19 protein-coding genes are annotated in these 21,755 nt (G+C 64.4%); 8 read left to right on the top strand and 11 right to left on the bottom strand.

Annotated elements, in window-relative coordinates; genetic code table 11:
• Positions 1 to 21 precede the first annotated feature (21 nt).
• Together ACTHLA_RS17690 and ACTHLA_RS17685 are read left to right on the top strand one after the other, a co-directional pair.
• Positions 22 to 2,268, top strand: coding sequence for a beta-glucosidase family protein (locus ACTHLA_RS17690; protein ID WP_440192646.1), 2,247 nt, complete (start codon positions 22 to 24; stop codon positions 2,266 to 2,268).
• Positions 2,269 to 2,341: 73 nt separating this feature from the next.
• Complete coding sequence (locus tag ACTHLA_RS17685) at positions 2,342 to 3,109, top strand: class II glutamine amidotransferase (RefSeq protein WP_440192643.1); 768 nt, start codon at positions 2,342 to 2,344, stop codon at positions 3,107 to 3,109.
• Positions 3,110 to 3,214: 105 nt separating this feature from the next.
• Here the strand turns inward: ACTHLA_RS17685 and ACTHLA_RS17680 are convergent, their stop codons facing one another.
• The 9 genes from ACTHLA_RS17680 to ACTHLA_RS17640 all read right to left on the bottom strand — a co-directional run bounded on the left by ACTHLA_RS17680 (position 3,215) and on the right by ACTHLA_RS17640 (position 13,581).
• A complete protein-coding gene (locus ACTHLA_RS17680) occupies positions 3,215 to 5,668 on the bottom strand; it encodes a glycoside hydrolase family 31 protein (RefSeq protein WP_440192640.1) in 2,454 nt (817 codons plus the stop codon).
• 207 nt (positions 5,669 to 5,875) lie between these two features.
• Complete coding sequence (virB11, locus tag ACTHLA_RS17675; RefSeq protein WP_440192637.1) at positions 5,876 to 6,853, bottom strand: P-type DNA transfer ATPase VirB11; 978 nt, start codon at positions 6,851 to 6,853, stop codon at positions 5,876 to 5,878.
• Between the two features lie 2 nt (positions 6,854 to 6,855).
• Positions 6,856 to 7,917, bottom strand: a complete 1,062-nt coding sequence (gene virB10 / locus ACTHLA_RS17670; RefSeq protein WP_440192634.1) for a type IV secretion system protein VirB10 — start codon at positions 7,915 to 7,917, stop codon at positions 6,856 to 6,858.
• Positions 7,914 to 8,678: a TrbG/VirB9 family P-type conjugative transfer protein gene (locus tag ACTHLA_RS17665; protein ID WP_440192631.1), complete on the bottom strand. Its 765-nt coding sequence runs from the start codon at positions 8,676 to 8,678 to the stop codon at positions 7,914 to 7,916. Before ACTHLA_RS17665 ends, virB10 begins: the two co-directional genes overlap by 4 nt.
• Complete coding sequence (locus ACTHLA_RS17660; protein WP_440192629.1) at positions 8,675 to 9,916, bottom strand: type IV secretion system protein; 1,242 nt, start codon at positions 9,914 to 9,916, stop codon at positions 8,675 to 8,677. Before ACTHLA_RS17660 ends, ACTHLA_RS17665 begins: the two co-directional genes overlap by 4 nt.
• Entirely contained in the window at positions 9,916 to 12,333 is a 2,418-nt protein-coding gene (locus ACTHLA_RS17655) for a VirB4 family type IV secretion/conjugal transfer ATPase (protein WP_440192626.1), read from the bottom strand. Before ACTHLA_RS17655 ends, ACTHLA_RS17660 begins: the two co-directional genes overlap by 1 nt.
• Positions 12,334 to 12,341: 8 nt before the next feature.
• On the bottom strand, positions 12,342 to 12,626 hold the full coding sequence (locus ACTHLA_RS17650; RefSeq protein ID WP_440192623.1) for a type IV secretion system protein VirB3: 285 nt from the start codon (positions 12,624 to 12,626) through the stop codon (positions 12,342 to 12,344).
• 9 nt (positions 12,627 to 12,635) lie between these two features.
• Positions 12,636 to 12,941, bottom strand: a complete 306-nt coding sequence (locus tag ACTHLA_RS17645) for a TrbC/VirB2 family protein (protein ID WP_440192620.1) — start codon at positions 12,939 to 12,941, stop codon at positions 12,636 to 12,638.
• Positions 12,942 to 12,957: 16 nt separating this feature from the next.
• Complete coding sequence (locus ACTHLA_RS17640; RefSeq protein WP_440192617.1) at positions 12,958 to 13,581, bottom strand: lytic transglycosylase domain-containing protein; 624 nt, start codon at positions 13,579 to 13,581, stop codon at positions 12,958 to 12,960.
• Positions 13,582 to 13,956: 375 nt separating this feature from the next.
• On the opposite strand from ACTHLA_RS17640, the gene pal reads away from it, so the two are divergent.
• Positions 13,957 to 14,517: a peptidoglycan-associated lipoprotein Pal gene (pal, locus tag ACTHLA_RS17635; RefSeq protein WP_440192614.1), complete on the top strand. Its 561-nt coding sequence runs from the start codon at positions 13,957 to 13,959 to the stop codon at positions 14,515 to 14,517.
• 515 nt (positions 14,518 to 15,032) lie between these two features.
• Complete coding sequence (locus ACTHLA_RS17630; RefSeq protein ID WP_440192611.1) at positions 15,033 to 15,644, top strand: tetratricopeptide repeat protein; 612 nt, start codon at positions 15,033 to 15,035, stop codon at positions 15,642 to 15,644.
• Between the two features lie 164 nt (positions 15,645 to 15,808).
• Here the strand turns inward: ACTHLA_RS17630 and ACTHLA_RS17625 are convergent, their stop codons facing one another.
• On the bottom strand, positions 15,809 to 18,013 hold the full coding sequence (locus ACTHLA_RS17625; RefSeq protein WP_440192608.1) for a TonB-dependent receptor: 2,205 nt from the start codon (positions 18,011 to 18,013) through the stop codon (positions 15,809 to 15,811).
• A gap of 73 nt (positions 18,014 to 18,086) precedes the next feature.
• Positions 18,087 to 18,638: a TlpA disulfide reductase family protein gene (locus tag ACTHLA_RS17620; RefSeq protein ID WP_440192605.1), complete on the bottom strand. Its 552-nt coding sequence runs from the start codon at positions 18,636 to 18,638 to the stop codon at positions 18,087 to 18,089.
• 23 nt (positions 18,639 to 18,661) lie between these two features.
• Between ACTHLA_RS17620 and ACTHLA_RS17615 the strand changes: the two genes are divergently transcribed.
• The 4 genes from ACTHLA_RS17615 to ACTHLA_RS17600 form a co-directional block, all read left to right on the top strand.
• Positions 18,662 to 19,987 carry an ATP-binding protein gene (locus tag ACTHLA_RS17615; protein ID WP_440192602.1) on the top strand — a complete coding sequence of 442 codons (1,326 nt, stop codon included), beginning with the start codon at positions 18,662 to 18,664 and terminating at the stop codon, positions 19,985 to 19,987.
• On the top strand, positions 19,984 to 20,511 hold the full coding sequence (locus tag ACTHLA_RS17610; protein WP_440192599.1) for a response regulator transcription factor: 528 nt from the start codon (positions 19,984 to 19,986) through the stop codon (positions 20,509 to 20,511). The genes ACTHLA_RS17615 and ACTHLA_RS17610 overlap by 4 nt, the downstream gene beginning before the upstream one ends.
• A 164-nt stretch (positions 20,512 to 20,675) precedes the next feature.
• Positions 20,676 to 21,266 carry an ANTAR domain-containing response regulator gene (locus ACTHLA_RS17605; RefSeq protein WP_440192596.1) on the top strand — a complete coding sequence of 197 codons (591 nt, stop codon included), beginning with the start codon at positions 20,676 to 20,678 and terminating at the stop codon, positions 21,264 to 21,266.
• Positions 21,263 to 21,755: ABC transporter substrate-binding protein (locus ACTHLA_RS17600; protein WP_440192593.1), on the top strand; the 493-nt coding region annotated here is incomplete at its 3' end. The genes ACTHLA_RS17605 and ACTHLA_RS17600, both read left to right, overlap by 4 nt.

Below are 21,755 nucleotides of genomic sequence, written 5' to 3'. Positions count from 1 at the left end.
TATCCTGCAGGAACTCACGCCATGACGACACGGTCGCACCTCGCCCGCCTCATCGCCGCCGCCACGATTGGAAGCGCTCTGAATCCTTTGCCCGTCATGGCGCAGGCGCCGACGCCCGCCGTTCAGGCGCCGGATGCGGACGCGCGCGCCGAGGCGATGTTGAAGCGCATGACGCAGGATGAGAAGCTCACCCTCGTCTTTGGCTATTTCGGCGCCGATATTCCGGGCAGGTTCACCCGTCCGAAAGAGGCGCGCTGGTCGTCGGCGGGCTATGTGCCGGGGATTGCGCGCCTTCATATTCCCGCCCAATGGCAGACCGATGCGGGCATCGGCGTCGCCACCCAGCACGATGCGACCCATTGGCGCGAGCGCACCGCCCTGCCCTCAGGTATCGGCACGGCGGCGACCTGGAACACGGACCTGGCCTATAAGGGCGGCGCCATGATCGGGTCGGAGGCGCGCGATTCCGGCTTTAATGTCATGCTGGCGGGCGGGGTCAATCTGCTGCGCGATCCGCGTAATGGCCGCAATTTCGAATATGGCGGCGAAGACCCGCTGCTGGCCGGCAGGATCGTCGGCGCCGAGGTGGCGGGCATCCAGTCCAACCACATCGTCTCGACGATCAAGCATTTCGCCTTCAACGATCAGGAGACGGGCCGCCACTTCGTCAGTTCCAATATCGACCACGATCAGGCGCACATGTCCGACCTGCTGGCCTTCCAGTTCGCCATTGAGGACGCAAAGCCCGGCTCTGTCATGTGCGCCTATAACCGCGTCGATGGGGACTATGCCTGCGAGAACGACTGGCTGCTCAATAAGGTGCTCAAAGGCGACTGGGGCTATCAGGGCTATGTCATGTCCGATTGGGGCGCGGTCTATTCGACGGTCAAGGCGGCCAGGAATGGCCTCGACCAGGAATCGGCGGGCGAGGCTTTCGATTCCCAACCCTTCTTCAAGGACGCGCTGAAAAAGGCCATCGCCGACGGTCAGGTTCCGCAGGCGCGGCTTGACGACATGGTTCTTCGCATCCTGCGCAGCCTCTACGCCACCGGCGTGATGGACGCCGCGCCCGTGGCGGACGCCCCGATCGACCTCGACGCCCACGGCAAGATCAGCCAGGCCGACGCCGAGGAGGCAATGGTGCTGCTGAAAAACGATCCCGTAAACGGCCAGAACCTGCTGCCGCTGGCGAAGAGCGCTAAAAAAGTGGTGATTATCGGCGGCCATGCCGATGTCGGGGTCCTGTCAGGCGGCGGCTCGTCGCAGGTTCACGTCAGGGGCGGCAATGCCGTTCCGGGACTGGGTTCGCCCAACTTTCCCGGCCCCGTCTACTATTTCCCGTCCTCGCCGATGCAGGCGATCAAGGCGCGCCTGCCAGACGCGCAGATCAGCTTTGTCAGCGGAGACGATCCCGCAGCGGCGGCGCAGGCGGCGAAAGGCGCGGATCTCGCCATCGTCTTCGCTGACCGGTGGACCGGCGAGGACATCGACTTTTCCGTCACCCTGCCCGATCATCAGGATGCGACGATTGCAGCGGTGGCCGACGCCAATCCGCGCACCGTCGTCGTACTTGAGACAGGCGGACCGGTGCTGACGCCGTGGGCGGATAAGGTTCCCGCGCTGATGGAAGCCTGGTATCCGGGCTCGAATGGCGGCGAGGCGATCGCACGCGTGCTGTTTGGCGAGGTTGACGCATCGGGCCGCCTGCCCGCCACCTTCGCCGCTTCACTGGATCAGTTGCCGCATCCCGTTCTGAACGACAACAATGGCCAGCCGCATAAGCCCTACGACATGGACTATAGCGAAGGCGCGGCGGTCGGCTACAAGTGGTTCGACAAGCACGATCTGACGCCGCAATTCCCGTTCGGCTACGGCCTCAGCTATACGCATTTTCGCTATAGCGGCCTGAGTGCAAGCTATACGGACGGCAAGGCGAGCGTCAGCTTCGATGTCAGCAATGACGGCGCGCGTCCCGGCAAGGCCGTTCCAGAAATCTATGCCGGACCGGCTGGCGATTACAACGCCCAGGGATGGGAGGCGCCGCGCAGACTCGCCGCCTTCGCCAAGCTGGACTTGCAGCCGGGCGAGACGCGCCACGTCAGCCTCAGCATCGACACGCGCCTGCTGGCCGTCTATCGTGACCACGGCTGGCGCATCAAGGCGGGCGATTACACAGTCTCGCTCGGCGCCTCATCGCGCGACCTGACGCAGAGCGCGACGCTCGCCCTGCCCGCCCGCGACCTGCCCGCTGACTATAGCGGAGAGTGAGGCTGGCGATCCATGGTTCACATGCGCGCGGTTTGGCGTCATAAGAACGCCGACACCAGCGAAGGCTACACCCATGTGCGAACTCCTGGCCATGAGCGCCAATACGCCGACCGATATCCGCTTCAGCTTCACCGGGCTGTCGCAGCGCGGCGGGCGCACGGGCGCGCATACGGACGGCTGGGGGATCGCCTTTTACGAGGACAAGGGCTGCCGCGTATTGCACGATCCGGCGCCGAGCGCGGAATCGGAGCTGGCGCGGTTCGTGCGCGCCTATCCGATCAGGAGTCTTGCGGTGATCGCCCATATCCGCAAGGCCAATCGCGGTCGTGTCGCGCTGGAGAACACCCATCCGTTCACGCGCGAACTGTGGGGCCGTCTGTGGTGTTTTGCGCATAACGGTCAGCTCAAGGGTGTGAAGGCGTTGCCGCTGGGACCGTTCACGCCGGTCGGAACGACGGATTCCGAGCACGCCTTCTGCTGGCTGATGGGCGAGCTGCGCGCGCGTTTCGACCGGCGGCCTTCGGAAGCGCGGTTGCGCAAGGCGGTGGCGGAATTGTTCGCGCGATTGCGGGATCTGGGTGTGTTCAACGCCCTGCTCAGCGACGGGATGAGCATCTATGTCTCCTGCTCGACCAGACTTTGCTACGTCGAGCGCTGCGCGCCGTTCGGACCGGCGGCGCTGATCGATGAGGATATGGAGGTCGATTTCTCTCAGGAGACGACGCCCGACGACCGCGTGCTGGTGCTGGCGACGCAGCCTCTGACCCGCAACGAGACCTGGCGCGTGGTGGCGCCGGGTTCAAGCCTTGTGCTGAAAGACGGACATGTGACGCCGCTTTAGAGCGTTTCTCCAAAAAATGGTTCCACTTTTTGGATAATAAAAATCTATAAACCAAAGACTTAGAGCGCTGATCTGATCCTATCAGATCAGCGCTCTAGCGTCATATCAAGGCTGAATCGTCACCGTCGCCGCTTTGGCCTGGTCGGGCAGGTCGATGCGTAGGGTATGGGCGCTTGCGTCGAAATCGGCGTTCAGCGCCTTGCCCTTCAGGCTGGCCTTGGCGGCGGCGGCCTGGCCGTGGATCAGCAGGGTTACGCCGGTCCACCACGGCTTGTAATCGCCTTCGCGCGCGGCGAAATCGACGCTGAGGCCGCTCTTAGTTATCTTGCAGGTGAAGCTTTGGCGTAAGAAGTGGCCGGCCTTGTAGGCGAAGCTGATGCCGTCGTCCTGATAGATAAAGCCGTGGCAGTCGTCGCCCGGATAGATGTCGAGCGTCAGCGGCCCCACAGGCGTCTCGCCCGTCGATTGCGTCAGGGGCTGTTTGGGGATGATCGAACCGGGACGCACGAACACGGGCAGACGATCCAGCTTCGGCGTCTCCATGGTCGAATCCGAGGCCAGTTTTTCGCCCGACCAGTAGTCGTACCAGCCGCTGCCGGGCAGCGTCACCTTGTAAGCTGCGGGCGATTCCCAGGTTGTCGGCGGGGCGACCAGAAGGTCGGCGCCCAGCATGAAATAGCCGTCCGTGCCGCCCAAATGATCGCCGCCCGCCACCACCTTGGGATAGGCCATGAAGACCGGGCGCATCAGCGGCAGGCCGGTGCGGCTGTTCTCATCGGCGAGGCTGTAGATATAGGGCATCAGGCGGTAGCGCTCGTCGATATACTGACGGCGGATCGCCTCCTGATCCGGCCCGTTGACCCAGACCTCCTGCGCGGGCTTGTCCTTCTGATAGTGGTCGCGGAAGATCGGGTTGAAGGCTCCGACCTCGATCCAGCGCGTCAAAAGCTCTGGCGAGGGCTGATCGCCCGCAAAGCCGCCGATGTCGTCGCCCGCATAGGCAAAGCCCGACAGGCCCAGATTGACCAGTTGCGAGACGGACAATTGCAGATGCGCCCACGATGAGGAGTTATCGCCCGTCCAGGTGGCGGCGAACTTCTGCCCGCCCGCATAGGAGGCGCGCGTCATAACGAACGGGCGCTGATCGGGATTGAGTTTCAACACGCCGTCATAGGTCGCTTCGGTGTTGAGCATGCCGAAGACATTGTGCATCTCGGCATGGGTGGCGTTGCGCGTCGCAAAGCCCGGCTCCTCGATGCGGTGGATATTGTCGAGCGGCATGGTCTTGGTCGGCGTGTTGAACACGGAGGGCTCGTTCATGTCGTTCCAGAAGCCCGACACGCCCATCCTGACGAAGTCTTTGTATTGCTCGCCCCACCAGTCGCGCGCGGCGACGCGGCTGAAATCGGGGAAGACCGCATCGCCCGGCCAGACCGGACCGACAAAGGTCGAACCGTCGGCCTTGTGAACGAAGATGTCCTTCTTCATGCCGTCGTCATAGGGCGCATAGCCTGCATTTGGCGCGGCGGCGATGTGCAGGTCGGTGATGACGACCAGGTGCATGTTCTCGGCCTTGAGGTCCGACACCAGTTTCGGCAGGTCGGGGAAGGTCTCTTTGTTGACGGTGAACGGGCGCAGCTTGTCCTGATAGTCGATATCGAGCCAGATGGCGTCGGACGGGATCTTGTCGGCGCGCAGGCGGTCGGCGATGCCTTTCGCCTCAGCTTGCGTCATATAGCTCCAGTGCGACTGCTGAAAGCCCAGCGCCCATTCGGGCGTCAGCGGCGGCTTGCCCGTCAGGTAGGTGTAGTCCTGAACGATGTCGGCGGGAGTCGCGCCTGTCATCACGTAATAATCGACGCCGCCGCCCTGCACGTTGATGTCGAGCGCGTCGGGTTCGGTCTTGCCGAAGTCGAAGGTCGAGCGCCAGGTGTTGTCCATGAAGAAGCCGAAGCTCTGGCCTTTTTCATCGACGCCCAGCACGAAGGGGATCGACTTATAGAGCGGGTCGGTGGCGACGCCGAAGCCGAAATTGTCGGTGTTCCAGTTGGTGAAGGCTTCGTTGCGGCGGTCGAGCGGCCCGGTCTTGTCGCCGAGGCCGAAATAGTGGGCATCGACCGGCATGGCCTTGCGCAGGCGGAAACCCTGGCCCAGATGGTCGGGATCGAATTGCAGCGCCGCGCCCTTGGCGTCGGCCAGCACGACATGGCCCGCCTTGTCATAGACGGAGACGGCGAGCGTATTGGGGTCGATCTTCACCGAGGCTTCGCCGGTCGAGACGGTGACCGCATCGGCGGCTTCCGTGACATTGAGCGGAACGTGCTGGGCGCGCACGGCTTGCGACACCGCCCAGGAGGCGTCTTCCGGCAGGGCCGGATCGCCCGCGCGCACGCGGATAATGTCGGCGCGCGGCGCGCTGATCTCCAGAGTCACGCCGTTCTTCGTCAGGGTGTAATGATCGACGCTAGCCGCGAAGGCGCTTCCCGCGCACAGGGTCAAGGCCGTGGTGGCGATCAGGGCGCAGCTCAGACGGCGTGCGGACGAAAAGCGATAAGACATGACGATCCTCCCGACCGCTGCGACGCCGCGCGGTCTTATTGCCCGCACATGAGCGGCGCGGGCGCGGAAAATCAAGGCGCAAACGCACAAGCCGCGATTGAATACGAATTCAATCGCGGCTGGCGACAGGAACCTTATTGTTTTCGGGAGACGCTTTGCCGCCGGTGAAACCGTTGCAATAGTCGCCGCTGAGGCTGACCGTGGCGGCTATTCAGGGATATCTATATCACTGATCATCCGCTCGCCGCCGGTGCGCGACAACTGCACGACAACGTCGATGAGGGAGCGGGCATAGGCCAGGGTTTCGCCGCGCGAAAGCTGGGTTCCCGACTGCATGACCATGAGCGCGATCTGCTCCAGCGCGCCGCGCGGGGTGTTGGCGTGGACCGTGGTGAAGGAGCCGGGATGGCCGGTATTGATGGCGCGCAGGAAGGTGGTGGCCTCCTCGCCGCGGATTTCGCCGACGATGATGCGGTCGGGGCGCAGGCGCAAACTGGCTTGTAACAGATCGTTGATGGTGACGCGCGCCTCGCCCAGCTCGCCCTTGACCGCCACCAGCCGCAGCGAATTGGCGTGGTTGTCGGCGATTTCCGGCGTGTCCTCAACCAGGATGATGCGCTCCTGCGCCGGTATGGTTTTCAACAAAGCGTTGAGGAAGGTGGTCTTGCCCGACGAGGTGCCGCCGGAGATCAGTATGGTCTTGCGCGCCGCTACCGCCTCTTTCAGGAAGGCGACCGGATTTTCGCGCGCGAAGCCGAGATCGTCGCGACGGGTCCGGTCGCTGAGGGCCGGGATCGGGCCGCGATCATAGGCCTCAAGCGACAGATCGACCATGCGATGACGGCGGATGGCCAGCGCCCAGTGTTTCGCAGCGGGCGGTCCGACAAGCTGCACGCGCTCGCCGCTGGGCAGGGCGGCGGCCAGCAAAGGATTTTCGCGGTTGACGCCCTGATGGGCGACGCGGGCGATCTGCGCCGCCAGCCGCGACAGCAGCAGGTCGTCGACCTCCGGCGCGTCATAACGCAGCATCTGCGGCTGGCCTGCGGCCTCGATCCACACCTCGCCGGGCCGGTTGACCAGCACTTCGGAGACGTCGTCGCGCTCCAGATACGGCAGGAAGGGGCGCAGCCAGGTGCGCAGATAGACCCCGTCAAGCGTGGCGACAGACTCGTCTCCGGCGGCCATATCTATTGTCCCAGATCGAAATCAAGGTCGCGCGCGGCGAAGACCTGAATCGGCGCGCCCTGCGGCGCCTTGATGGTCGGCGGAATCTTGACGTCGCTGGCCAGGGCCTCGCCAACCGCGCCCTGGGCGTCCGAGGACGTGCCGATCACGATGGTGTTGCTGTTGCCGCCGCTCAGGGCGCCGGCCAGTCCGTTGACGATCGACAACAGGATGGCCGAGCCGAAGCGCTTGGCGAAATGGGTGTCGACCTTGCCGCTCATGCCCGCCTGCCCCAGATCGTCGGTGGCCGGAGAGGCCAGCGAGATCGACACGCCGTCCGGGCGGATCAGCCGGTTCCAGATGATGAAGACGCGCGTCTCGCCGCTGGCCAGCCCGCACTTGTACTGGCCGACCAGACGCGAGCCGCGCGGGATCAGCACCTGCGCGCCGTCAAACGAGCGCACGTCGCGCGACACGATGGCGCGGGTATAGCCCGGCAGGTCGGAATTGATCGCCGTCTCCAGCACAGCGGGGATGACCGCGCCCTGCGGCACGATCTGCGACGGGTCGGAGAATTTTTGCGCCTTTTGCGAGGCGTCGCTGGTCTGGCTGGCGAAGAACTGGTCGTTGGCGTTGAGCGCCTTGGCTTCCTTGGCCGCCGCCGATTGTGCGGCGGCCTGCGCCGGGGGCAGGGAATTGTCGATGATCAGCGCCGGGGCGCGGGTATTGTTCGTTTCGACCTGAGCGGGAGCGGGCGCGACCGGTTGCACGGCGACCGGTTGCGGCGCGGGCTCGACCGGATTGAGCGATGGATTGACCGGCGGCAGGTCATTTGACGGCGGCGGCGCCTGCACGACGGTTTTGACAGGTTGCGGCGCGGGCGTTTTCGGCGCGCGGCCAAGACTGAAGAAGGTGAACAGGCCCAGAGCGGCGATGCCCGCGATTCCGGCCAGCAGGGTCAGGTTGTCGCCCGACGACGAGGCGCGCGCCACCTGCGGCATGGCGGTCAGCGAGGCGGCCTCCAGCGCGTCGCGGTCGAGCTTCAGGCGCGGGTCCGAACCCTTGGGCAGGCGGGTCTCGCTCATTTTATGATCCCCTGTTCCTTGCTGCGCGGCTGCGGCGAGTCCGCGTCGAGCGCCACGGTGCGAAAATCGTCATTGTACAGCACGGTTTTCAGATTGCCGCGCCGCAGCACGAAGGCGCGCGCCACCTGCTCGACCACCAGATAGTCGCCGCGCTGGGCGTAGTTGACAAGGCTTTCCGATCCGTCCGCGCCCAGCGCATAGATGGCGGGCGTAGCGACGCCGTCGGCCCAGTGCATGAAGGTTGAACTGCCATTGTCGAAGACGCGCAGCGGCACCAGATCGACGGCGCCGGAATAGGTGTAAGCGATATTGCGTTTAGCGGGCGGCGGCAGGTCGTCGGGATTCGCCGCCGCAGCGGCGACGCTGGCGGCCTTGTCCGCCGGATAGGTGAAGCGCAGTTCATAGACGACGCGGCCCTTGCGGCAGTCGGCCTCCGGCGCGGCGCGCAGCTCGAAATTATAGACGCGCTTGTCGCTGACCACGGTCATGTTGGAGAAGGCGGCGGCGCTCAACGGCTTGACGAACAGGAGGTTGCCGCGCTTGTTCGGCATGACCTGCCATTGCGAGGAATCGCCGAGGCCGACATTGTCGATATGCTCGTCGTCGTTAAAGCCGATCATGGTCTGGAAGTTCTGACAGCCCTCCAGCACCGTTACGGCGTCAGGCGTGTAGGGCAGGACGCGCAGGCGCGCATCCGGGGCGGTCTGCGCGAGGGCTGCGGGCGCAAGCAGCAGGCTCAGGAGAAAAGGCAAGGTCTTCATGGCGTATTCGGCTTTGTGGGGGTCAGACCGGCGGCGGGCCGGGTCGGGCGAAAGCGCTGGCCCAACCCCTGCACGCGGCGGAAGCGGTCGGCGGAGGCGGCGCGGCCAGGGTCGCGGCCAGAGTCGCGAGCTGCGGGATCGTAAAGGCCGAGCGCATTGGCGCGCGCGGTTGTGCTCGCTGCGCCGGTGGCGATCTCCTGCGCGCGGTTGATGGCGCTGACCAGCGGCTCGGTGCGGGTCTGGGCGTCGCGGCCGACAAGCGGTTGCGCCGCGCCTGACGCGCTGGCTGTGGCCGCTGCCGAAACGGGCGGCGTCACGTCGCGGCCCCGGAAGCTTGCCTGCCAGTCGCGCACCAGTGAGGCGGCCACCCACATCAGCACGAACAGGAAGGCGCAGTAGATCAGCGAGCCCATGAACAGGATGACCATGGGCTGAACGGCCTTGACCGCGCCTTGCGGGTCTTCGCCAATGGCGTTGATCAGGGGCGCGAACAGCATCAGGGCCGCCGTGCCGCCCAAAACGGTCAGAAGCGGCGCCAGGGCGAACACCAGGGACGTGCGCAGCCAGCCGTTGAACAGGCCGCGCGTCTGCGGAAACAGGGCGAAGATGATGAAGACCGGGCCGAGGATGAGCAGCAGGTACAGCACCAGTCGCGTCAGGATCAGTACGCCGAGCGTCGAGACCAGCAGACACAGGCCCGACAGCCAGAAGAGCTGCACCGGCATGCTGTGCGGCAGGGGCATGGCGACTTGGGCGACTTGGGCGACCTGCCCGTTCGGGGTGGTCACCGTCGCCGCGCCGCTGTCGTCGAGCGCGCGGGCTATGTCGGCGAAGCGCACGAACAGGGCGTCCAGTTGTTGCGCGAAGTGCATGACGGCGCTGCCGTTGACGTGCAGAAGCGCCGCCGCCACCTGATCGGGGCCGCCCATCAGAAGGCCGTAAAAGATGGCGTGATAGGCGGGCCAGGCGGTCGCGAAGGTCAGGACCAGCGCCATGGTCATGATGCGCGGCGACATCATCATCAGGGTCAGGCGGGTGCGTCCGGTCATGAAACCGTAGCCGATCAGGGCGACATAGATGACCAGCAGGGCGCTGAGCGCAAAACCGAAGGCGCCGCCGGGACCGAACAGACGGTCATAGCCGATATGCACCGCCGCATTGATGTGGCAGTCCATGGCCGCCAGCGAGCCTGAGACGCTGGTTTCGCCGACCAGGGTGATGGCGGGGCAGTCTTCCATCAGGCCGCCGCCTCCGGTGTTGGTCCGGGCCAGGCCTGTCCGGTCAGCTCGGACCACCACAGGGCCGGATCGTCGCCCAGCCTGGCGCGCAGTTCATCGAGCCTTCGCACGCTCTGCTCGCGGCCCGACAATACGGTCAGGATCTCCGGCATGTTGGACAGATCAAGCCGCGCCACGACCGAATGGTTGCCGTGCTTGACCAGAAAGGCGCGCGAGGCGGCGGGGATGGCCCGGATCAGGTCCAGCTCGTGTTCGGTCAGGCCGAAGCCGTCGCAATAATCCTCGGCCTGGGCGCGCGGATTGGGCGTGAACACCTGCGTGGCGGTCTGTTCGATGATGGCGCTCGCTATGCGCGAATCGAGCGCGTCGCGCGCCGACTGGGTGCCGAAGCCTAAAATAGCGTTGCGCTTGCGCAGGGTCTTCATCCAGTTGCGGATGGCCGCGGCGAAGGCGTCGTCGTCGAGCGCCTTCCAGCCCTCGTCGATGATCAGAATCGTCGGCGTTCCGTCAAGCCGCTCCTCGACGCGCTGGAACAGATACATCATGCAAGGCGTGCGCAGGGCCGGATCGTTGAGCAGCAAGGTCATGTCGAAGCCGAGCGTGCGCCGGTCCATGTCGAGCGCATCGTCTTCGTTGTCGAACAGCCAGGCGTTTTCCCCCTCGCCGACCCACGGCGCCAGCCGCGCGGCCAGATCGCCGTGCGTCGGGCGGCGCGCACCGCTTAGGAGTTCGCGCAAATAGCGCAGGCGGCGGTATTTGGGCTCCTGCTCGAAATTGGCGTCGACCGCCTCGGAGATGATCGCCTCTTCTTCCGAACTGAGCGCAAGATCAGGGCGCGTCAGCAATCGCCCGATCAGGGCGCGCAGGAAGGCGCGGTTGCCTGGCGTGTCGTCCATGCGCAACGGGTTGAAGCCGGACGGCTCGCCGGGGCGTAAGGTTGCGTAATGGCCGCCGATGGCGCGGATGAAGATTTCGGCGCCGCGATCCTTGTCGAACAGGACGGTGCGCGGCTCGAACTTCTGCGCCTGCGCCGCCAGGAAGTTGAGCAGGACCGTCTTGCCCGAGCCCGACGGGCCGATGACGGTGAAATTGCCAAGATCGGCCTTGTGGAAGTTGAAATAGTAGGGCGTGCCGGACGAGGTCTCGAACACCGTCACCGCCTGCCCCCAGTGATTGCCCTCCGGCTGGCCGATCGGAAAGCCGTGCAGGCTGGCGAAGGAGGCGTAGGCCGAGGTCGAGATCAGCGCATTGCGCGCGATATAGGCTTCGTTGCCGGGGAACTGCGCCCAGAAGGCCGGCTCCAGATTGACGTCCTCGCGCACCGCCACGGCGCCGAGATCGGCCAGCGCGGCCAGAGCCTGCGCCACCGCCGGGTCGAGCGCCTCCAGCGATCCGGCGCGCACCAGCACGCTCATATGGTGTTCGCCCAGCCCCATGGCCCCGGTGGCCAGATCGTCCTTGGCGTTCATCAGCCCCTGCCGCAGCGACAAAGCCTCCTCATCCGCCGCGCGCATACGGCGCAGGGCCAGGTTGACGCGCTCCATGCCGATCTGACGGTCCACGAAGGCGAAGCTTTCGGTCAGGGTCATCTCGAACGGTAAGCGCAGCAGGGCGTCGCACATGCCGGGCGTGGCGTGCGGCGGATAGTCCTTGAGCGACAGGATGGCGGAAAAATCCTTGCCCGCGCCGAGGCTGGCCTGCTCCAGCGCCTCCAGGCCGAAGCTGACGCGGCGATAGGGCAGGTAATGGCCGATGTCCGAGGTCGGGCGCAGGACCGGGCGCATCTCGCCGTTGAACAGGCAGGACAGGAGCTCCAGCAGCTCGTTGCAGCGACCGTTGGCGGTCTCATAGCCGCCCAGCAGGCGCGGGCCATAGGCTTGCAGCGCCGCCAGCAGCGCGTCTGAGGCGCCTTGCAGCTCCTTGTGGTCGCGCGCCTGCTGCGCGGCCTGCGCCGTCGCGCCGACGCCGCGCCCCATCAGACTGGCCAGGCTTTCGGCGAAGCCGACCTTGCCCTTCGGATTGCGGCGCACGATGGTGATGAACAGGTCGTTGACGAACAGTTGCCGCGATGACAGGCGATCCCGCCATTTTTGCTGGATCAGTTCGCAAACCGGATCGTCAAAGGCGGCGTCCAGCCCGACCGACACGCGGCGGCGGACGATGTGATGATAGAGGACGAAGCGCGACGAACCGATGGCCCTGAGCGCGGCGGCGCGCACGATCTGACGATGATTGACCTCGTCGGTGTCGGCCGTCTCGAAGGCGAAGCCCTCCAGATGGATCGTCTGCATCAGCGATCCATCGCGCAAGACGAGCGTGCGCTCGTCCAGCAGGCGGTCATAAGGCAGGCGGTCGCCCGCGCGCTGCTCCTTGCCGAACAGGCGCGCAAATCCGGTGCTGGCGGGGGGCTGGGACATGAGGGACTTTACGGACTATAGGAGTTGCAGCGCCAGAAGCGGTGGTTGCGCACCCGCGGACAGCGCGAGACCTTGATGAGCCACAGATCGAAGACGCGCGGCTCGCGCAGGCAGGCCAGATAACCGATGGCGTGGATGACGCCCGCCACCGCAAAGGCCCAGAAGGAGCGCGTGACCAGAAAGGCCTCCGTCGTCACCACCGCATTGATGATGAAGTAGGAATAGGTCACGCCCGCGAACATCTGCGGCTGGGTCAGCGCCTTGAACACCGGTGAGCGGATCAGCTCGGCCATGGCGCGCGCCTAGTGCGCGACCGACTGGATGCCGGCGACGATGGTGGCGGCGCCGAACAGCACGAAGCAACCCACGATCACCGTGGCGCCGAACTTCCAGTTCATCCGGCCCGTCAGCATCATGAAGCCGACCGCCGCGACCGCGATCACCGCCACCGTCGTGGCCACGCGGCCCATCAACGTGCCCTGAATCCAGTCCAGAGCGTTCGCTATCGGCGACGAACCCGCAGGATCGACGGTTTGCGCCTGCGCGGAGGCCGCCAGACCCATCAGGCCCGCCGCCGCAGCGGTCAGGCTGTGGTGAATGCGTTTCATAAGCTTTGTCTCCCCGTCAGCGGACATGTGTATCCGCCTGACATGACTGAATATAGTTATCGGCATTTATCGGCGCTTGGCCAGCCTTATGAACAGCATTTTCGCTGATGGCCGCCAGATTGGCAAGGTTTTGTCCGACATATTCACGCGTTTCGGCATAGGGCGGCATACCGCCATATTTCGCCACCGCCCCCTGCCCGGCGTTATAACCGGCCAGGGCCAGGTCGATATGGCCGTCATAGGCGTCGAGCAAGTGTCGCAACAGGGCGGCCCCGCCCATGATGTTCTGCTGTGGATCGTAAGGGTCCACGCCGAGCGCCTTAGCCGTCGTAGGCATGAACTGGGTCAGGCCGACAGCGCCTTTTTTCGAGACAGCCCTGGCGTCATAGCCGGATTCCTCCCGGATCAGGGTGTCGAGCAGGTCGGGCGCCAGTTGGTAAGCCTGCGCCGCGCGCGCGATCATGGGCGCATAGGCGGCGGGCGTTGTCGTCATAGGCGCGACGGGCGCGGCTTGGGCGTTCTGCGCCGCCGTACACAGCACAGTCATGTGACCGTCTGCGTCAAGACTCAGAACCTGCGCCGACGCCGCGGTCGCGCCCAGCCACAGGCCGCCGCCAAATAGAAAAGTCTTCACCACCATAGGCGACCAGTTATCGCAGGAAAGCCACCAATTCCAAGACGTCTTTCTATCAGTTCGCAAAGAAAACGGAGCCGCTTTGCGCGCGCAGCCCTCTGAAAGAACTGGCCCCGCTCGTTTGGACAGGCAGCGGGCTGAGATGAGGGGAGCCTGCCAGTCTCTGTCGTATCAAGAGTTGTCCACGGCGGCGGCAGGTCGTAGCCTCACCACGGAGGACTGATCGCCGCCAATCCAAGCTTTGCGTCGCTTCAGTATAAAAAGACACCAGTTTGCCTCAGATATTTCTGCTTCGTCAGAAACCCGGTAGTTTTGCACCGTTTTTTCGCCATGTGGTCGTGAGACCTAGCCGTCCGCGTTCAGTCTAGCGCGGGGATCATCATGAAAAATTTGCATAAATACGGGCAGCTCATCGCTCTGAGCGGTCTGATGACGTTATCTTTGGCCGCATGCGCGTCAAAGCCGACAAAAATCGCCGCCGCGCCGCCGCCGCCGCCGGCTGCTCCGGCGCCTTCTCCTGCGCCGCAGCCCCAGACTCCTGTCGCGCAGGCGCCTATGCCTTCGATCGCGCCTGGGTCGCAGCAGGACTTCGTTGTGAATGTGGGTGACAGAATTTATTTTGACACCAATGACTCGACGCTCAGCGCCAAGGCCGACGCTATACTTGCGGCGCAGGCGCAATGGCTCGATCGTTACCCGGCGGTGCATGTTCGCATCGAGGGCAACGCCGATGAACGCGGAACCCGAGAATATAACTTCGCCCTGGGCGCGCGGCGCGCGCAGACGGTTGCGGACTTCCTGACGGCTCACGGCGTGACGCCAGCACGCATCGCGACGATCTCCTATGGCAAGGAAAAGCCTATCGATCCGGGTACGGGCGAGGCCGCGTGGCAGCACAATCGCAATGCTCACACAGCTATTGTCTCGGGCGCCGTAGGCTAAGGCTCCTGCGCCCTGGCTTTAAACATAAAGGGGCGAGCTTTTCGGCGCTTTCATACAGTGGTATGCTGGCGGCAAGGCTTTTCTCATCAGATAGGCCAGGGCGCATGCCAGACTTACACTCTTATCAAGGCTTGCCGTTCAGCCGCGTCTGGTCAAGGAGAAAACCTTCCATGCGAGCAGGAGTTTGCGCTGCTGTGGTTGTCTTAGCGGGCGCCATTTGCGGCTGGACGTCATCAAGCGCTCAGGACTTCCTACCGGCGGCGCAATCGGCCCAGAGCGCGTCTCAGACTGGACCCCAGACTGGACCCCAGACTGGACCTCTGGCGGGACCGGAGGGCGCGAGCCCTGGCGTATCGGCCCCATCCGGCTGGAACGATAAGCGCATTGACGAACTTGACCGTGCGGTGCGACATGCGCATTGGGATTTGACCTGGATGCGTCGACCCAAATCCGGGCCACCCCAGCTTCTGCCAACCGATCCAGAGGTGCTCGCGCTTCAGGCGACCTTATCGGCTATGGACGCCAAGCAGACAGAGCTCGCCAATAAGGTTCGAGATCTTACCGGGCAGGAAGAAGACGTTCAGCATGGAACCTCTTTGGCGCAGCAGGCGATGGCGCTGAACCAAACCCGACTGGACAGCCTGAGCCAACGCGCCGATCAGGAGGATGCGCATCTGGCGCTTCTGGATAAGGAAAGCGCGCCGCCTCCTCCCCCGCCGCCACCGCCCCCGACAACGGGAAGCGCCTCGGGAGATTTCAAACAGGCCGTCGGCTTTTTGCAGGCAGGTCAGACTGACACCGCGATCCTTGCGCTTCAGGCCTATGTCAAGGCATGGCCCAAATCTAAAGAGCGGAACGAAGCCTGGTATCGGCTCGGTCTGGCCTATGTTGACACATCACAGGCCGACGACGCGATCGCCGCCTTCGCCCATAGTCTTGAAGGCTGGCCATCTGAGCCCTGGGCTGGCGACGCGACGATCGAGCTTGCCACAGTCTTGAACGCTTCGCATCGACCAAAGGAAAGCTGCCAGGCGGTCAGCGCCTTTGATGAGCAGTATGCGCGCAAAAGCGACGCGAAACTCAAAGACCAGGCAAGGGCTCTGGAGAAGACCATTCCGTGCAGGTAGGATCTGGACTTGTGTGAGCGCTTGTGAACGCGTCAGGCGTAGCGCAAGACTTTCTAACCGGGCGCCATTCGTCGTCGGTCAAATCATTTGGCAAGACCAATACGTGCAGGACGGGCGGTCAAACTAACCTACTGACGCCACTCACTTTAATTTCAGATCGGGCTCTAATAGCGATATTTCAGATCGAGGATCGCCGTGCGTTGCGGGAACGGATGGTAGAGGAAAAACGCCTGATTGTTCAGGTTGTTGACGCCCAGATCGGCGCTCCAGTGGGCGTTAAGCCGATAGCGCGCATGCAGGTCGATGACCGTGAAGCCGTCAAAGCCGGTATAGGCGTCATGCACATGATCGCTGTTGTCGATCGTCCCGTAGGACGGGTCGGAATAGCGCGCCGCCACGGTTAGATCCCATTTCGGCGTCGGCTCATAGGTCAGGACCAGCGATCCTCGCAGGCGCGGCAGTTGCGGGATGTCCTTGCCCACGGCGGCGGCGAAGGCCGTATCCTTGTCGATCCTGACCTCGACATAGGTGACCCAGCCGGAGATTTGCAGGTTACGAATGAGAAAATCGCTCTTGTCGCCGACGATCTCGATGCCGCTTCCGCGCGTGCGGTCGATATTCTGGACGTAGTTGTAAAGCGTGGATGAGCCCGCCAGCAGGGGCGCGCTCTGCGACAGCAGGGCGTCCTTGATCTCTTCGTGGAAGACCGAAATGCGTAAGGAGGCGTCGGGCCAGATCTTCTGCGCCGACAGCTCGGAGGACACGGCCTGTTCGGGACGCAGGGTCGGATTGGGGACGCTGAGGACGGCGCCGGTCGTCACCGCCTGATAAAGTTCGGTCACGGTCGGAAAGCGCGACGCGGCGCCGAGCGAGGCCTTCAGCGCCCAGTCGGGCCTGGGATTAAAGGCCAGGACCAGCTTTGGCGACACGGCGTCGCGTTTCAGCTCCGGCTGCCTGACGTCGAGCGCAGGCGACGCGGAATAGTTTTCGCCGTCATAGGCGCGCCAGTGTTCGAGCCGCAGGCCGGCGGTCAGGCGTGTGCGTGGTCCCAGCCGCATGACGTCCTGCGCCCAGAGGGCCTGCGTCTGGGTGCGACCGCGGCTGGCCGAGGCCAAAACCCCTTCGTCGTCGCCGCGCCAGTCGGCGACCTTATATTTGGGATTGTCGAGCTTGAAACTGTCCTGATGCAGGCCGAAACTGACTTCATGCGGCCCGTCGGGACGCCACACGCCTTGCGCATCAAGCGTGTTCCAGCCGGTGCCGTTCAGCACCGCGTCGCTTCCCGCGCCGCCGTCATAGGCTGCGGGCAGCGCCAGCGTCGGGGTGCGCTGATGGCTTTTCAGATAGTCGAAGACCGACATGGTCAGGCTGTAATCGAAGACGCCGCCCGTATGCGAGGTCAGGGACGCGCCTTGCGCCAGTTGGGTTTCTTTCAGACGATAGACGCCGTTGGAAAAGGCCGATGTATAGACCGGCGCGCCGCTGGCGTCTTTCAGGTAGGTGTTTGCGTGCGCCTGATCGTCGTTGACGAACAGACCGAAGGCATAGGCCGCGGTCAGGTTTGGGGTCAGGTCGTAGGTGACGCGCCCCGAAGCGTTGTCCTGAACCTGATGCTCAAGTCCGCCCGCGCCCAGCACTTTGATGGCCGCGCCGGTGCGGTTCACGGCGTCGAACCAGCCGGTCGAACCGGCGGGCGCGGCGCCCGTGGCGGTGATATAGGTCAGGGGCTGGCTGTGCGTATCGAGGTGGTTGAGACTGAGTCGCCAGGCCAGACGCCCGTTGCGATCGCCGAGATCGGCGGCGAGGCGGCCTGTGGCGTAACTGTCCTTATCGCCGTATTTTTTGAAGTCCTGTTCGGCGGCCTGCACGTCGATCCCGCCTTCCAGCTTCGTCGGCATGCGGGTCTGGAAGAGGATGACGCTGCCCAGACTGTTGCCCGCATAGGCGGCGGAATAGGGACCGTACAGCACATCGACGCGCGCCACCGCGTCCGGCGTGATCAGCCCCCATTTCGGCGAGGCCGAGGTGTTGTTATTGCCGATCAGGGCCGAGATCAGAATGCCGTCAACATAGATCAGACTGCGGGCGGAGCCGCCGACGCCGGAGGTGCGCGTGGTGATCGGCGATTGCGTGTCGCCGATATGGCGCTGGCGGATCAGCACGTTCGGGACGTAACGCAGCGTGTCTTCGGGCGTGACGATATTGACCGCCTTGGCCAGAGCTTCGGCGGTGACGCCTTCGGTCGTGGTCGGGACATTGGGGGCCTTGCGCTCGCCCTTGACCACCACTTCGGTCAGGATTTCGGCGTGGGCGCACACGGGGAGAAGGGCGGCGGCGAAAAGCAGTGAAAATGTGCGAACCTGTGTCATAGGCCGCGCTATATAATGCGATGGATTTGCGCCCTATTGGACAAAGTGTCCAAGCGCGGCGCGCGCTTCTGCGCTATAGAACGTCCGGCAAGGCCTTGGCGGCCGGACTGACGGGCAGCGACAACAGGGGCGAAATCACCTGATCGAGCTTATAGACATCGAAAATGACCGGATGGCGCGCGCCGTCCAGCCGCAATACGCCCGAACGGTCGATGACGAAGCTGGTCGGCAGGGCGTAGATATCGCCGTAGCCGCGATAGGCCGCATCGCGCTCCAGCGCGACGGGGAAGGACAGACCGCTCGCCAGAGCGCGCACCACCGCGTCCTGAGCGGGCGCGTCCTGGCTGATGGCGACGATCTCAAGGCCGTGATCGCGCCGCGCCTTGTAGAAGGCGTCGAGCGCGGGCATTTCGCCGCGACACGGCCCGCACCAGCTCGCCCAGAAATTCAGCAAAACCACCTTGCCGCGCAGGGACGACAGGCTGAGGCTTCGCCCATCCAGCGTGACGGCGTGAAAGTCCGGCGCGGGACGGCCCTGACGCGGCGCGGCGGCGGCGGCGGGCGTCGCCAGCAGGGCGGCGGCGGCGACCAGAATATCTCTTCGTTTCAGAGATTTGCGCATCATCAAGTCCTTACAGGGGCGTCGGCATGACCTCCTATCAGAGCATTGAAGACGCCGCCAACCGAAAAAACCTGCGCATCCTGCTGACGCTGCGCGGCATGGCCTTCTGCGTGCAGGTCGGATTGATCGCCGTCGCCGTCTATGGCCTGGGCATTGTTCTGCCTTTGGGACTCATGCTGGGCGCCGCCTCGCTCCTGATCGCGTTCAATGTCTGGTCGGTGTGGCGGTTACGGCAGGTCAAGCCCGTGCGCGATCTCGATCTGTTCGCGGGCCTGGTCGTTGATGTGCTGGTTCTGGCCGCCCTGCTCGACCTGAGCGGCGCGACCTCCAACCCGTTCGTATCGTTCTTTATGCTGCCGGTGATTCTGGGGGCGGTCATGCTGTCGCCGCTGCGCGCCTGGCTGCTCTATGGGCTGACGCTTGTGTGTTACGCCGCTCTGGCCATCGCCGCCGCGCATCAGAACACGCCGATGATCATGGATATGGGCGATAAGCGCATGAGCGCGGATGCGCCTCTGGTCGATATGTCGGCCCTGCATATGAACGGCATGATGCTCGGCTATGCGGTCTGCGCCGGGGCGCTGGTGTTGCTGATCGCGCGCATCAGAGCGAACTTACGCCTGCGTGATCAGGAGGTGGCGGATCTGAAGGCGCATCGGCAGGAGCAAGACCATCTGTCGCGTCTGGGCCTGTTGACGGCGGGCGCGGCGCACGAGCTGGGCACGCCTTTGACCACAGCCTCGGTGATTCTCAAGGACTGGCAGGATCTGGGCGCGCCCGAAGGGGCTGAGCGCGACGCCGATATCGCCGCGCTGCAAAGCCAGATCGGACGCTGCAAGATGATTATTTCCGACATTCTGGCCGCGTCGGGCCAGACGCGCGGCGAAGGGGCGCAAGAGAAGCCGCTCAACGTCTTTGTCGCCGACGTTGCCAAAGGGTGGCGGCGACGTCACCCTGACGCGCCGCTTGATGAGGACATCCGGCTCGATGAGACGCCGATCGTCGCCGACAAGGCGCTGGAGCAGGCGCTTTTCAACCTGCTCGACAACGCCGTTGAGGCCTCGCCGTCCGGTTTGCGCTTTGCAGGATACATGGAGGCGGGCGAGTTGAGCCTGGTCGTGGCGGATGACGGTCCCGGTTTCGCGCCCGACATTCTGGCGGCGGTCGGCCAGCCCTATGTCACAAGCAAAAGCGGCGACGCGCCGCGTGGATTAGGACTTTTTCTCGCCGCCAACACGGCGCGGGCTTTGGGCGGGCGGCTTGAGGCGCGCAATCTGGCGCGCGGCGCTGAGGTCGCGCTGATCCTGCCTCTGGACGGTTTGAGGATGCAGACACAGAGCAAGCTGCCATGATCGAGACCATTCTGATCGTCGATGACAATGCCGATCTGGCCGCAGCGCTGGCGCGATCGCTGACCCGTCGCGGCCATGTCGCCCATGTCGAACATTCGACCGAAGCGGCGCTTAAAAGTGCGCCCGCCTTGCGCCCGCAGGCCGCCGTAGTCGATCTGCGCATGGGGGGAGCGTCGGGGCTGGAATGCGTCAAGGGGCTGGCGCAACTTGATCCGGCCATGCGCATCGTCGTGCTGACCGGCTACGCCAGCATCACCACCGCCGTCGAGGCGGTCAAGCTGGGCGCCTGTCACTATCTGGCCAAGCCCGCAAACGCCGAGGACATTCTGGCCGCCTTCGGGCGCAGCGAGGGCGAGACCGAAGTTGAAATCGTCGAGAGGCCGACCTCGTTGAAAAACCTCGAATGGGAACGCATCAACGAGGTGCTGGTCGAGACCGATTACAATATCTCCGAGACCGCGCGTCGCCTCGGCCTGCATCGCCGCACCCTGGCGCGCAAGCTGGCCAAACGTCCGGTGACCTGAAGCCATTATCAGGACGCTTGCCAAATGCGCAAATATTGCACATGCTAATGGCTTAGCGGGCGGCTCGATGGCCGGATTGGCCCGCATGAGGCAACGCCGCCTTTCTTCGTCTGTGCTGTCGCAGGCGGGGAAAGCGGCTTTTTTATTGGACGATCGACCGACAGATGAAGGTTCTGGTCATTGACCCCGACGAGACGCGCGCGACGCTGGTGGCGGACGGCATCCGCGCCGAATATGGCGGGCCGGACACGCTGATCCGTCTGTCCGGGCGTTTCGAGCTGCGCATGTTGCGCGACTTCGACCCGGACATGGTGATCATCGCCTGCGAAAGCCCGGACCGCGACATGCTGGAGGCGCTGCAACTGGCCAATGACGCCGCGCCGCGGCCCGTCGTCATGTTCGTGGATCGCTCCGACGCCAACGCCACGGCCAAGGCGCTGGAGGCGGGCGTGGTCGGCTATATTGTCGATGGCTTCAATCCGGCCCGCATCGCCTCGATCCTCAGCGTCGCGGCCTCGCGCTTTGAGGTCATGCAGGGCATGCGCCGCGATCTCGACAAGGCGCGCGCCGACCTCGCCGCCCGCAAGACCATCGACCGCGCCAAGGGGGTGCTGATGAATTCGCGCCATCTCAGCGAGGACGAAGCCTATAAACTCCTGCGCAAGCACGCCATGGACACCGGGCGGCCCATGCAGGCGGTCGCCGCCGACATTCTGGCCGTCAGCGACCTTCTGAAACCGGGAAGCGCGTTATGAACCTGACCCTCGCCTATAATCCGCTCAACGACGCGGCGGTGATTCTGGTCGCCGAAGCGCTCGGTTTTTACGACAGCGAGGGCTTGAGCGTCACCCTGTCGCGCGAGGCCAACTGGTCGAACATCCGCGACAAACTGGCCTATGGCCTGATCGACGCGGCGCATATTCTGGCGCCCATGCCGTTCGCGGCGGCCCTGGGGCAAGGTCCGTCCATGGGCCGGATCATTGCGCCGATGGCGCTGGGAGCGGGCGGCAATTCGGTGCTGGTGTCGGAGGCGTTGAAGCGCGCGCTGGAGGAGAATGGCGAGGCGCCCAAATCCTTGCGCGGCAGCGCGAAGCTTCTGGCGCGCGAGGTGGCGAAGCGGCGCTATGCGGGCGCAGGACGGCTGGTCTTCGCCGTGCCCTTCACCTTTTCGCCGCACCATTTTGTGCTGCGCCACTGGGTCGCCGCCGCTGGCCTCGATCCTGAGCGTCAGGTGCAATGGGTGG

The sequence above is a fragment of the Asticcacaulis sp. genome (genome assembly GCF_051956075.1).
Lineage (GTDB): Bacteria > Pseudomonadota > Alphaproteobacteria > Caulobacterales > Caulobacteraceae > Asticcacaulis.
The sequence above is the reverse complement of the archived record's forward strand: the minus strand, read 5'-3'. Positions and strand labels throughout refer to the sequence as shown.